This is a genomic window from Bacteroides xylanisolvens XB1A (assembly GCF_000210075.1).
GTDB classification, from domain to species: Bacteria; Bacteroidota; Bacteroidia; order Bacteroidales; family Bacteroidaceae; genus Bacteroides; species Bacteroides xylanisolvens.
In genome coordinates, this window is the sequence record NC_021017.1 from 3,078,872 (window position 1) to 3,092,521 (window position 13,650).

At 41.2% G+C, this 13,650-nt stretch carries 10 protein-coding genes; 2 read left to right on the plus strand and 8 right to left on the minus strand.

Annotated elements, in window-relative coordinates; all coding sequences use genetic code 11:
• Nucleotides 1-2: 2 nt before the first annotated feature.
• Together BXY_RS12195 and BXY_RS12200 are read left to right on the plus strand one after the other, a co-directional pair.
• Nucleotides 3-1,358, plus strand: coding sequence for a TIGR00341 family protein (locus BXY_RS12195; protein ID WP_004313751.1), 1,356 nt, complete (start codon nucleotides 3-5; stop codon nucleotides 1,356-1,358).
• Between the two features lie 19 nt (nucleotides 1,359-1,377).
• Nucleotides 1,378-3,519 (plus strand): S46 family peptidase, encoded by a 2,142-nt coding sequence (locus BXY_RS12200; protein WP_055235637.1) that lies wholly within the window; start codon nucleotides 1,378-1,380, stop codon nucleotides 3,517-3,519.
• 98 nt (nucleotides 3,520-3,617) lie between these two features.
• Here the strand turns inward: BXY_RS12200 and BXY_RS12205 are convergent, their stop codons facing one another.
• From BXY_RS12205 to BXY_RS12240, 8 genes are all read right to left on the minus strand, one after another.
• Complete coding sequence (locus BXY_RS12205) at nucleotides 3,618-5,543, minus strand: DEAD/DEAH box helicase (RefSeq protein ID WP_008023826.1); 1,926 nt, start codon at nucleotides 5,541-5,543, stop codon at nucleotides 3,618-3,620.
• Nucleotides 5,544-5,657: 114 nt separating this feature from the next.
• Complete coding sequence (locus BXY_RS12210) at nucleotides 5,658-6,725, minus strand: tyrosine-protein phosphatase (RefSeq protein WP_015532055.1); 1,068 nt, start codon at nucleotides 6,723-6,725, stop codon at nucleotides 5,658-5,660.
• A 162-nt stretch (nucleotides 6,726-6,887) separates the two neighbouring features.
• Nucleotides 6,888-8,357 (minus strand): glycoside hydrolase family 125 protein, encoded by a 1,470-nt coding sequence (locus BXY_RS12215; protein ID WP_055235639.1) that lies wholly within the window; start codon nucleotides 8,355-8,357, stop codon nucleotides 6,888-6,890.
• Nucleotides 8,358-8,395: 38 nt separating this feature from the next.
• Complete coding sequence (locus BXY_RS12220) at nucleotides 8,396-9,556, minus strand: glycoside hydrolase family 76 protein (RefSeq protein ID WP_015532057.1); 1,161 nt, start codon at nucleotides 9,554-9,556, stop codon at nucleotides 8,396-8,398.
• Nucleotides 9,557-9,823: 267 nt separating this feature from the next.
• On the minus strand, nucleotides 9,824-11,431 hold the full coding sequence (locus tag BXY_RS12225; protein WP_151926738.1) for a DUF6377 domain-containing protein: 1,608 nt from the start codon (nucleotides 11,429-11,431) through the stop codon (nucleotides 9,824-9,826).
• A 152-nt stretch (nucleotides 11,432-11,583) separates the two neighbouring features.
• The gene (locus BXY_RS12230; RefSeq protein WP_015532059.1) at nucleotides 11,584-12,504 is read right to left on the minus strand and encodes a carbohydrate kinase family protein; all 921 of its coding nucleotides are present in this window, start codon (nucleotides 12,502-12,504) and stop codon (nucleotides 11,584-11,586) included.
• On the minus strand, nucleotides 12,492-13,097 hold the full coding sequence (locus BXY_RS12235) for an SIS domain-containing protein (protein ID WP_004298060.1): 606 nt from the start codon (nucleotides 13,095-13,097) through the stop codon (nucleotides 12,492-12,494). Before BXY_RS12235 ends, BXY_RS12230 begins: the two co-directional genes overlap by 13 nt.
• Before the next feature lie 4 nt (nucleotides 13,098-13,101).
• Entirely contained in the window at nucleotides 13,102-13,635 is a 534-nt protein-coding gene (locus BXY_RS12240) for an LOG family protein (RefSeq protein ID WP_008023845.1), read from the minus strand.
• Nucleotides 13,636-13,650 lie beyond the last annotated feature (15 nt).

Below are 13,650 nucleotides of genomic sequence, written 5' to 3' on the forward strand. Positions count from 1 at the left end.
CTATGAAGACAGATGAACGTAATAAGTTTGCTATCAAGTCCTTTCTAGGAGAATATCTGGACTTGAAAAAAGACAAGGATAACGAACTGGCCACCGTGGATTCTATCCGTAAGGGTGTAGAGTTCAAAGGTGCCAATTTGTGGATCCTGATTTTTGCCATCTTTATGGCATCACTCGGATTGAATGTAAATTCTACTGCTGTAATTATCGGTGCCATGTTGATTTCTCCGTTGATGGGACCTATTATGGGAGTGGGACTCTCTGTCGGACTGAACGACTTCGAATTAATGAAACGCTCTTTAAAGAGCTTTCTCATAACGACCGCTTTCAGTGTGACGACGGCCACTATCTTCTTCCTTCTTGCCCCTATTGCCGGTTCACAGTCGGAGTTGCTGGCACGTACATCGCCCACTATTTATGATGTATTCATCGCGCTTTTTGGTGGTTTGGCAGGTGTGGTAGCCCTCTCTACCAAGGAAAAGGGAAATGTGATTCCGGGCGTTGCCATTGCTACTGCATTGATGCCACCGCTTTGTACGGCAGGTTACGGACTGGCCTCCGGTAATCTTATTTATTTCCTGGGTGCTTTTTATCTTTACTTCATCAACTCTGTTTTTATCAGTCTGGCCACTTTCCTCGGAGTTCGTGTGATGCATTTCCAGCGGAAGGAATTTGTAGATAAAACCCGTGAGAAGACCGTACGTAAATACATCGTTCTGATTGTGGTGCTTACCATGTGCCCTGCGGTTTATCTGACATTTGGAATTATAAAAAGCACTTTCTATGAGGCGGCAGCCAATCGTTTTATTAGCGATCAGTTAAGCTTTGAGAATACACAGGTACTCGATAAAAAGATCAGTTATGAACATAAAGAAGTGCGGGTTGTTTTGATTGGTCCTGAAGTGCCTGATGCTTCGATTTCTATTGCCCGTAGCAAGATGAAAGAATATAAGTTGGAAGATACGAAGCTGGTTGTATTGCAGGGGATGAACAATGAAGCGGTAGATGTGACTTCTATCCGTGCCATGGTCATGGAAGACTTCTACAAAAACAGCGAGCAGCGACTTCAGCAACAGGCAGTGAAGATTTCCCAACTGGAGACAACATTGGAACAATACAGAACGTATGATGCAATGAGTCGTACATTAGTGCCCGAACTGAAAGTGCTTTACCCTTCCATCACTACGCTCTCCATCGCTCATTCGCTCGAAGTGCGGGTTGACTCGATGAAGACCGATACGGTAACATTGGCTGTTTTGAAATTCGACAGACATCCGTCTGCTGCCGAGAAACAGAAAATCAGCGAATGGCTGAAAGCCCGTGTAGGAGCGAAGAAGTTGAGGCTGATTACCGAATAATGAATCTAAAAATAGTAATATGAAATTCAGACTAACCGTCTTGATAGTCTTTTCCCTCTGTCTGTCAAATGTATTTGCCGATGAGGGAATGTGGCTGCTGGGAAACCTACGCAAAAACAAACAGACAGACCGGGTAATGAAAGAACTTGGTTTGCAAATGCCTGTGAATAAAATATATAATCCGAAGAAACCCTCTCTTTCAGATGCTGTTGTCAGCTTTGGAGGTTTCTGTTCGGGAGTGGTGGTTTCCGAAGACGGTCTGGTGTTTACCAATCATCATTGTGGTTTCAGCAGTATCCAGCAACACTCTTCTGTAGAACATGATTATCTGAAAGATGGCTTTTTTGCACGTAGCCTTGACGAAGAGCTGCCGAATCCGGAGTTGTATGTCCGTTTTCTGCTTCGTACGGAAGACGTAACCAAACGGGTATTATCTGCTGCCCGCTATGCTAAAACGGAAACAGAACGCCGTGTAGCTGTCGATTCGATCATGAATGTAATCGGTATGGAAGTTTCCGAAAAAGATTCTACGCTGACCGGTATTGTCGATGCTTATTATGCAGGTAATGAATTCTGGCTTTCCGTTTATCGTGATTATAACGATGTTCGTTTAGTCTTTGCACCTCCTTCTTCTGTCGGGAAGTTCGGATGGGATACGGACAATTGGATGTGGCCGCGACATACGGGCGATTTCAGCGTATTTCGTATCTATGCAAACACCAAGAATGGTCCGGCTGATTATTCTCCTGACAACGTCCCTTATCACCCTGAATATGTGGCGCCTATCTCTTTGGATGGATACAAGGAAGGTTCTTTCTGCATGACGCTTGGTTATCCGGGAAGTACGGAACGTTATCTTTCTTCGTATGGTATCGAAGAGATGATGAATGGAATCAACCAGGCAATGATTGATGTGCGGGGAGTAAAACAAACGGTTTGGAAACGGGAGATGGATCGTCGTCCGGATATTCGTATCAAGTATGCTTCAAAATACGATGAAAGTTCCAATTATTGGAAGAATAGCATCGGAACAAACAAGGCCATCAAGCATCTGAAGGTATTGGAAAAGAAACGGGCGGCTGAAGCAGCACTTCGCGACTGGATTCAGTCTCATCCGGAAGAAAGAGAGAAACTGATTCGTTTATTCTCTTCTCTGGAGTTGAGTTATAGTAATCGTCGGGAAACAAATCGTGCGTTGGCTTATTTCGGTGAATCGTTTATCAATGGTCCCGAATTGGTGCAGCTTGCTCTTGAAATTCTCAATTTCGACTTTGAGGCCGAGGAGAAGCTGGTGATTACCCGCATGAAGAAGTTATTGGAGAAGTATGATAATCTTGATCTTTCCATTGATAAGGAGGTTTTTGCTGCCATGCTCAAAGAGTATCAGTTGAAAGTGGATAAGAAGTATCTGCCTGCTATGTATGAAAAGATAGATACACTCTATAACGGGAATATTCAGGCTTATGTAGACTCTTTGTATGCAACGTCCAATATAACGTCTCCTAAGGGCCTAAAACGTTTTCTGGAGCGGGATACTACGTATAATCTGATAGAGGACCCGGCTGTTTCCTTGAGTCTGGACCTGATCGTGAAGTATTATGAGATGAATCAGAGTATTTCCGAAGCTTCCGAGCAGATAGAGCAGGGGGAACGCTTGTTCAACGCTGCCATGCGCCGTATGTATGCCGATCGTAATTTCTATCCGGATGCCAATTCCACTATGCGGCTTAGTTTCGGAACGGTTGGGGGGTATACTCCTTTTGATGGGGCCACTTACGATTATTATACCACTGTGAAAGGCATCTTTGAGAAGGTGAAGGAACATGCAGGTGATATTGACTTTGCCGTCCAGCCCGAGTTGTTGAGTTTGCTTTCTTCCGGTGATTTCGGAAGATATGCCAATGCACAGGGAGACATGAATGTTTGCTTTATTTCTAATAATGATATTACAGGAGGTAATTCCGGTAGTGCCATGTTCAATGCCAAAGGAGAATTGCTTGGGCTGGCTTTCGATGGCAACTGGGAAGCAATGAGCAGTGACATCGTATTTGAACCTGACTTGCAGCGTTGCATCGGAGTAGATGTGCGGTATATGCTCTTTATTATGGAGAAATATGGTAAGGCGGGCAATCTTGTTCAGGAGTTGAAGATAGCTCGATGAAGTAAATGTTTCGATAAAAGATATATATTTACTAAATAGAAAGGCAACTAATCTGTGGTAGTTAGTTGCCTTTCTATTTTATTTAAATGAATTCCTTTTTACTTTTTGGGTTTTCTACGTGCCCATCCTTCCTCGCTGAAGTCAGGCTCTTTGTCTTTGAAAAATTCTTGCCAGTCATCTTTCTTTTTTGGACCACGGGCATCAGAATAACCTCGTTCTGCACGACTAGGTTTATCTTTTTTAGCTGATTTAGCACCTTTTGCAGAAGCATCTTTCGATTTTCTATCCTTATTCTCATAGCGTGGTGCACGTTCGTCACTTTTGCCGCCGAATCGTTTACCTCCCTTACGCTCATTAGAACTGCTTTCGCGTCCTTTTCCGCTTTCTTCACCGGCTATTTCAATAACGACCTTACGTCCGTTCCATTTAGCTTTGTTCAGCGCTTTAATTACATTGGTCGCTTCCTTTTCGGGTACTTCAAAGAAAGAATAGTTCTGCATCAGGTCAATGCGTCCCAATTCAATGCGCCCTCTTGTATTGCTGTTCAACAGTCCGATAAGATCACTTGGAAAGAAGCTGTCCGTTTTACCCAGATTGATAAATAAGCGGTTGAAGCCTGGAGCAGCTTTTCGGCTTCTTTTCTCGAAACCTCCTTCTTTACGATCACCACGTCCGGCGCGTTCTGCACGCATATCGGTTGGTTGCTCTATTTCAGGACGGTTGCGGTAATATTCTGCAAAACGGTTGAATTCGTGAGAAACCATTCGTTTAATCAAGTCCTCTTTGCTTAGCCATTCCAGTTTGCGATAGATTTCCGGCATAAAGTCGGCAATCTCTTCTTCGTTCACTTTTACTTTTTCGAGATCATCAATTACCTTAATCAGCTGTTTTTGACAGATACCTGCCGCTGTCGGCATTTCTCCGACAATAAATTTTTTGCTGATAATCCGTTCGATTTCTCTCATCTTTCCCTTTTCGCGGAGGTTGATGATGGCAATGGAAGTTCCGGTTTTTCCGGCACGCCCTGTACGTCCGCTACGATGTGTATAGCTTTCTGTGTCGTCAGGCAATCCGTAATTGATGACATGTGTCAGATCGTCTACGTCAAGTCCACGGGCAGCCACGTCAGTTGCAACGAGCAGTTGCAGATTACGGATGCGGAATTTCTGCATAACGGCATCCCGTTGTGCTTGGGAAAGTTCGCCATGTAAAGAATCGGCATTGTAACCTTCCTGCATCAATTTGTCTGCAATTTCTTGAGTCTCTTTACGGGTACGGCAGAAAATGATACCGTATATTTGTGGGTAGTAATCGACGATACGTTTTAAAGCTTCATATTTATCTTTAGCCTGTACGGTATAAACAACGTGTTTAACGTTGTTGGTACTTTCATTCTTACGGCCAATAGTTATTTCTTTCGCGTTACGTAAGTAGTTCTTGGAGATACGTGCGATTTCCGGGCTCATTGTTGCAGAAAACAGTAGAGTGTTACGTTCCTGCGGCACATCAGCCAGGATGGCATTGATACTCTCTGTGAATCCCATATTAAGCATTTCGTCCGCTTCATCCATTACAACGTTGTGGATGGTAGATAAAGATACGGTTTTGCGCTCCATCAAGTCCAGCAGACGTCCCGGTGTGGCAACGATGATATGTACACCTCGTTTCAGGCTGCGTATTTGGCTATCAATGGAAGAACCACCATATACAGGCAGCACTTTCAGTCCGTCAATGTATTTGGAATAGTCGTTTAGATCTCCTGCTATCTGGAGACAAAGCTCGCGGGTAGGGCAGAGGATAAGCGATTGTGGAATTCTGTTTTTTACGTCAATCTGTTGGAGCAAGGGCAAACCGAATGCGGCTGTTTTACCTGTTCCTGTCTGTGCAAGAGCTACTACATCATTATTTTCTCCTAAAAGGTACGGAATCACTTCCTCTTGTACCGGCATGGGATTCTCGTATCCCATTTCTTCAATTGCTCTACGTATCTCCGGAGAAACGCCAAGCTCTTCAAATGTCTTCATTAAATCTCTGTATATCTTTTATTTCGGCTGCAAAGATAGTTAATTTAGTTGATAATAAATGGTTGATAACGGATAATTATTGTAGACGTCATCGTATTTATCATTTATCAACAATCAATTATCTGTTAATAAAATGCTGCGCAACTGTTTTAAATCTTCCGTAGAAAGTCCGATTCCTTTTTTCAGATAGGTTTGTACACTCCCATATTCAGCTTCAATCTGTTCCTTTGCGGCATTCAGGAAATCTTCTTTGGCCGAATAGATGGTAGTGATTGCTTCTTGAGAGTTGATCGGCAATTTATAGGCGTATTTAGAGGCTTTGGGGATATTGAAATAGTCGTTACTCAAACGATAATCTTCCATTATCACATCTTCATTGACGCCTAGAGCGGCGAGTAGGAGTGCGGAAACAACTCCTGTACGTCCTTTTCCGGATGTGCAATGAATAACAACCGGATAATTGCTACGGTCGAGAAGAACGGTGAACAGCTCTTTGAATTCCTTTTGGTAGTTTGTAACCAGTTCCCGGTTCATTCGTTCTACGAGGCGGTAGATGGTATCAGTTTTTATTTTTTCTTCCCGAATACCTTGCAGAATTTTTTCCATGTTCCCTGTGAGGATGGGGATATGTACGATTTTAAACTTGTCATCATGTAGTTGCGGATAGTTGTGGCGTTCACTTTCAGGACGTAAGTCTATGATTGTTCGTATTCCCATATTCTTAAGCTCTTGGCGGGAACAAGGAGGGATACTGTCTATTTGTGCGGAACGGTATATCATTCCCCAACGAAGAGATTTTCCGGTGTTGGCAGATTCGTATCCTCCTAAGTCGCGGAAGTTCTGTATACCGGGGATATTGATGTTGCGGGTAGCTACTTTGATATGGTATTTGTTGTTAAACACCATCAAGTAGTAATAACGTTGGGACGGATCGTTGGTTACGATTGTCATTTTACCACTGGAGATGCTAGCCATTGCAATGGGAGAATCTTCCGGAATAATTTCCGGAGAAGTAGAGGTGTATACTTTTACCTGTCCTTTTAATATCGGTGTTGTTTCCCATTTGATAATACAGTTTCCTATATTATTTTCCTCACACACCACAGATATAGCAGGTGATGTGCCGGAGCACGACGGGAGCACTAATAAAACAGTAAGCCAGCTTAACAGGTTTTTATACATAGTTTCTTTGTCTTGAATCGTATACTGCAAAGATAAGAATTACCCGAAGATGTGATAATTCCTTTGCGATAATTAGCCAAAGTTAATAGTAATTTACGTGTTAAAAAAGGGCGCATCTTCCGGTGGAAGAGCGCCCTGAATGAGAAGTTGCTTGAATCAGCTTTATTGGATACTGTTTAATAAATCCGTTTTTCCTTCATTGATTAACTTTAGAATAAGTTCGCCAAATAAGGTATTTTGCCATGCAAACCAAGCACGGGTGAAGTTATTGGGGTCATCTTTGTGGAAAGATTCATGCATAAAGCCTGTCCCTGCATCCGTATTGAGCAGCATCTTTACACAATCTTTGATCTCCTGATCGTCCTGACTGGTAAATGCTTTCATCATGATGCTCATCGGCCATACCATATCATAACCGATGTGAGGCCCGCCAATACCTTCTCCTGCCTTTCCTTTGAAGAAATAGGGGTTATCCTTGCTCCATACAAAACGGCGTGTATTTTGATAGATAGGATCGTTGATTTCTACATCACCAAGATAAGGCATTGCCAGCAGACTTGGTACATTAGCATCATCCATTAAGAAATGATTTCCGAAGCCATCTACCTCAAAGGCATAAATTGTACCATATTTAGGGTGATTATAAGTCGCATATTTTTTTAGTGCAGCTTCTACTTCTTTTGCCAGATCTGTGCATTGTTTTGCCAGTTCTGCATTTTGATTTACAGCATTTAGAATTTCGGCAGCTTTCTTTAGCGAAGAAACAGCGAAGAAGTTAGACGGCACGAGAAATTGCAGGGTTGTAGCATCGTCAGATGGGCGGAAAGCTGAAACAATAAGTCCGACAGGATTTACCGGAGCACCTAGGCCATTATTGTTTAATGTATCGAGTGCACGTTCTGTTTTGCGTTGAAATTTATAAGGTCCCACTCCTTCTTTGCGTTGTTGCTCCTTAAAAGTAGTCAGGATATTGGTGATGGCTTGTATCCATTCACTATCAAAAATACTAGCATCACCGGTTTCCTTCCAATATTGGTAGGCCAGACGTAGTGGATAACATAGAGAATCTATTTCCCATTTTCTTTCATGTAATTCAGGTTTCATGTCGGTCAGGTCGGACATCCATTCCCCTCCGACAGCTCCGTCATTAAAAGCATTAGCGTATGGATCAATATTGATACATTTAAATTGTCTGCGGATCACTCCTTCAAGCATTTTCTTTAATTCCGGGTCTTTATTGGCCAGTTGTACATAAGGCCAAACCTGTGCTCCCGAGTCACGTAGCCACATGGCATGAATATCGCCTGTATAAACAAAAGTATCAGGCTTGCCGTCTGTTGTGCGATAATGAACCGTTGTTTCAAGGGTATTGGGAAAACAATTCTCGAACATCCACGCCAATTTTTGGTTAGTAAGCAACTTTTTTACTCTGATAATTTCTGCTTCCACAGCTTTTGATGTAAAAAGACGCTTGTTTACAGGTGGACGGTTACTTTTATAAGCGGCCACTTCAGCTGCCTGATTGACTACATTGGTATGATCTTTAGCAAGAATAAGTTCAGTAGCATTCGCATGACTTCCCATTAATAGGGTGGTTGTAATAATGCATATTCCGATGTTTCTTTTCTTCATCTTTACAGTGTTTTTGAGAGGATTATTAAAAGTGGTTATTATAAGTTGATTCCGGCTAATCTGCCGTACATTTCTACAAAAGCTGCTTGTGTCAAAAGCCATTTTTTCTCATTTTTATCTGTTCCGCTCCAATCTGTTTGGAAGAGTCCCCGTTTATCCCTGGCATATTGCCATGCATAATCAAGGCTTTTTTGGAAGTCGGCTAGATAGGTCTTATTGTGATCTGTGTGATAAAGCTCTATAAATCCTCTTAGCATGACTGCTGTGAACCAGATATTTCCTTTTTTCAGTAATTGAAATGTTTGTCCGTTCGGCGAGGTGAAATGAGTGAAAAAGTGCTTGTGACATGCTTCGGCTATATTTTGAGCATCTTCCAGATAGTTTTTCTGTTTTGTTATTTGGTAGAGTAGGGCGGCTGCTTGCATCATTTGGCCGCTATTATAGGCAAATTTGGCACGCCCGATTTTCTTATTGAGTGCAATGTTGTCAAAGTATAAATGATCTGTTGGATCTTCTAAATTCTTTTTAGTCCATTCGTATAACTCTTTCCCTTGTTTCAAATAGGTGCTGTCTTGAGTTGCCTGAAATAGCTTGAGAGCAAAAACGGCTCCCGGTGCATTTGAACAAGTGTTTTTGGACTCTTTTTTCTGCTCACACCAGTAGATTCCTCCTCCGAGCACTTCGTCTTTACCGCTAAGAATGAACTCCCATATCAGTTCGGCTTTTTCCAGATAGGCTTGTTTTTTAGTCATACGATAAGAATCGGTAAAATCAATGCCTAACCAAACGTTGTCATCATAAAAGCGATCAGAGAGAGGTTGATTACTGATATAGGATGAGTAAGCGAATGGTTCTCTTCGTGTGTCGAAGTATTCTTCCAATCCGGGTAGTACTTTATTTTCCAGAAGTTTCTTGTATTTTTTGTTTCCAGTGCTCTCCAACAGTGCGTTTACTGCAGAGAATGTACCCGAGTACGGCCAAAGATAAGAATATTCATTATGTCTTTTTGCTTGTTCTTCTGACGCCAGATAAGTTGCTTTGTTGTTCTGGTCAGAAGGATAATTTTCGCGCAGCAAACAAGTATTAGGTGCTGCATAGTTTTTGTAAAGGGCGTCCAAAGTTTGTTGGGCTCTTTCTGCGTTAGGACTTGTGTTCGCAATGGCGAAAGCACAAATAACATTGAGCAATAGGCTATTCATAGTTTCCTTTCATTAATTGATATTTATAAAATAGTCCAATTTTGTTTTTCAATTTATTGGGGGATTAATCATTGGAGATCAAGTCCCAGGTATCACTGCTACTGTGACTCTACAAAAATACCTTATTCCGACTACTTATAAAATGAGTAGTAAGCGAATTGTAAATGCTTGTAGGATGTACTTGTTTGATAATTAGGTGTATACGTATTGATGGATATTACATAAATGTAAATGCTATTGGTGGCTGATAGACTATTATTCTTGAATTTATTGCCCGATTCGAGCCACTTTTTCTTCAAATTCATTCCGATCTCCATTTGCTTTGATTCGCATTTTTGAACGGTAATTATAGATAGTCGACAATGAATATTGCAGGAAGTGGGCTATTTTTACGCTATCTGTAATTCCCAGGCGGATTAGTGCGAAGATACGTAATTCAGGCGTTAAAAGTTTACCCGGACCTGGAATAATTACATTTTCTGGTAAGAGCAATGCATTAAAATCCTCAACGAAATTAGGAAAAAGATTTAGAATTGCTTTATCAAAGTTATTATAAAATTCAGCCAGATCTTCTTCTGTGTTGAGTGAAGAGTGAAGGAATGACGTCACTTTTTTAATATCTTCGCTTTTGGCTATTTTAAGCGCCCTCTTTTTTAAATTGGCTATTTTGTTAATATAACTGGTATGTTGTTCCATATATAGTCCTACATATTCTTCTTTGATTTTATTATTATCTGCTAATATTGAGTTCATTTGTTGTATCTCGTAAAGATGATAGGATAAACTTTCATTGGCTTGCTCCACTTTTCTTTTTTGTTTTTTTAGTTGTATGAACAAAGCACACAATAAGATACAGACAAAACACAATGCTACAAGCAATATGGTTATGGTGATAAATTTATTTTTTTCCTTTTCCTGAAATGCCTTATCTATAAAAAGGTACATGTCTGAAGCTTCAATAGTATTGATTCTCGCATTACATAAGATAGCATCCTCCATTGCATTTTTCATATATTTATATGCCCGGTCTATGTCTCCGCTTTCAAAGATCAATTTGGCGAGAATTTTTAGAGAGAAATTCTCTCTGGCTCCATTTAATACGTCGGAGATAGCGGATATCGCGAAATATTTAATCATATTTTCAGAGTCATTTTTGCCTTGATAGGCAGAAGCTAAAGAATATGCAATTATTCCGGCATCTCGTGAATAAGGTGCATAACTTTTGTAAACGCTGTCTAATATGTGAATAGCATTATCGTATTTTTTATGGAAGAGAAGAGTCGGTGCTGACATGAATGCTCGTACGTTTGAGGGGACTTCCTTGCATTGAAGAAGTGAATCGCGATAAATTTGTGCAATCAGATCGTTCTCTTGTGCATCATTCTCATTTGAGGCAAAAGTTTTCTGATGATTATAAATTGTGACTTGTCCGAGAAAATATTCAGCTTTCAGCCGCGGAGATAATTGCTCTTGTTGTGTTGAGTTGACAATCGCTAAGGCTTCTTTGAAAAAGCCCATAGAAGATAGTATTCTTGAATAATCTAATTTCGCCTCAATTAGTAGTTCTTTGTCATTACTTTTTTGAGCAAGGTTATTCATATGGATGGCATAAACTAAAGCCGAATCTTTCTGAAAAGATGAATATTCAAAACAAAGGGACTGGGCAATTCCTATTTTTTCTTGAATATTGTCGGATTGCCTTAATGCTATTTTTAAACTGTCTATCTGCCTCTGTTTTTGTTTAGTATAGACAGATTTGTTTTGTAGAGATTTATCTAATGTTTTTAATAATGATTCGATCTCATTATTTGCTTTTGTTGGCAAACTGGTAAGAATAAGGATTATTATTAATAGAGGCAGAATAAATCTTTTCATGTGTATTAAGTAAGATTGCGTATTAATTGTGGTGTTTGCAAAGATAAGAAAATCCATATTAAGTTAAGGCTTACTGATTAGCTTAATATGGATTATATAATATAAAGTCTTTGTAGGATAGGCTGCTGGCTTATAAATCTTAATCTGTAGTTTTACCTGTATTTCTTTGCAAACTCCACGGATACCGAATTACTAAAACTTCCGCAAACCTCCGCTGCGAAGTCTTTTCCGCATTGGATTATTTTATCCCATATTTCTTCATTCAAGTTATTTAGATCGCGGTATCGAACATCATATTTGAGTAATCCATAAATGAGTCCTGCATTAAAATTGTCGCCGGCTCCGATGGTGCTGACTGCCTGTAACGGTGCTACCGGATAATCTTTGTTGACCAGATTGGTGCGCAATGCTACCTTTTGCCCGCCTGCAGTACAGATGAATTGTGGGCAATAGAACTTGATTTTATCCTTGTATATCTTGTCTATATCCTGCATGTTGTACATATAGAGGAAATCCTCTAATGAACCGCGTACAATATCTGCATATTCAAGATTTTCAATAATGGTTGGAGCCAGTTTCATGGCTTCATTCTTATGAGAAGAGCGGAAATTCGGGTCGTAATAGATGATGGCTTTCTTTTCCCGTGCCTGATCGAGTAATTCGAGAACCTTTTCCCGCAGTACCGGATTCAATGCATAATACGAACTCACCATCACAATGTCATCTTCCTCTAATTTAGGGAATGGGACGTCCAAGCGTTGTTTGGGATAATCCTTGTAAAATATATATTCAGCATCGCTTTGCTCGTTGAGAAAAGCGAGTGATACGGGTGATTTACCGTCCGGGAATACGTTGACATGATCCGTGGGGATATTATTCTCACGCATAAACTGTAGGATAATATTGCCTACACGGTCATTCCCGGTTTCACTGATGAAGCCGACGTTTATTCCCATTCGTCCCAATGAGACGATGCCGTTGAATACAGAGCCTCCCGGTACAGCTGCGGAAGGCTGGTCACCTCGAAAGATGATATCGAGGATTGTCTCTCCGATACCGATTACTTTTCGCATAGTGATCTTGATTTTTCTCCCAGATAACCACCATGATGGCGTTTTGAATATTCGGCGATCGTAAATCCGGTTTCTTTCATGGTTTGTACCACCAATATATCTCCGATCACTGTCATGGCAGTGGTAGAGGTAGTAGGAGTCATGCCTAACACACAGACTTCAGCCGGCTTACCGGTACTAAGACAAACATCCGACTCTTTTGCCAACGGACTGTCCGGGTTGCCGGTAATAACAATAAACTTCAAATCCGGATCCAGATTATGAGCCAGACGGGTTAATTCCACAATCTCCCGTGTCTTGCCCGAGTTGGAGATCAACAGGAGTAAATCATTCTTTTGTAAAATACCCAAATCCCCGTGTTGTGCTTCGCTGGGGTGCAGAAAGACAGATGGAATACCGGTGGAACAAAAAGTTGTAGCAATGTTCATGGCAATCTGTCCGGCTTTTCCCATACCGGAAGTTACCAGTTTTCCCTTTTTCTGATGTATTTGTTCTACAATCAGTTTCACTGCTTTTTCATAAGCGTCTGTTACAGGGATGTTGAGCACAGCTTGTGCTTCCTGTTGCAAAAGTTGTTTGATGGAGTCTATCATATAATCAGTTTATTTTTTCTTTTAATTCGTTCAATGTGTTTGCTACTTCGTAGTAGGTTGAGAATGGTTGCCGTGCAAAACCTTTATCCTCCAAGGTGTGGAGTGCTTTCAATAGTTCGTCATAGAAACCATATTCATTGTAGAAGATGACCTTTTTCCGGTGATAACCGATAGAGGCAGCAGCTATTACATGGAAAATCTCATCGAGTGTACCGACGCCTCCGGGTAGTGCGACTAACACCTCCGACTTCTCCGTTATGATGTCTTTGCGGTCACTCAAATTGCGGGTATGAATTTCTTCGTCTAACAGAATGCTTACTTTGCCGTTCTCCTCCAGTTTGGCGGGAACAACTCCGATGACCTTGCCTCCGTTTTCTTTCACGGCGCGGGCTACACATTCCATCAGTCCGAGGCTGGCCCCTCCATATATCAAGGTTTTGCCTTTCTGCCCCATCCATTCTCCTATTTGGCGGGCACTTTCGAAGTACATTTTGTCAATGTTTTCGGAGGCGGAACAGAATATTCCTATCTTTTCCATATACGTTGTTGCTGT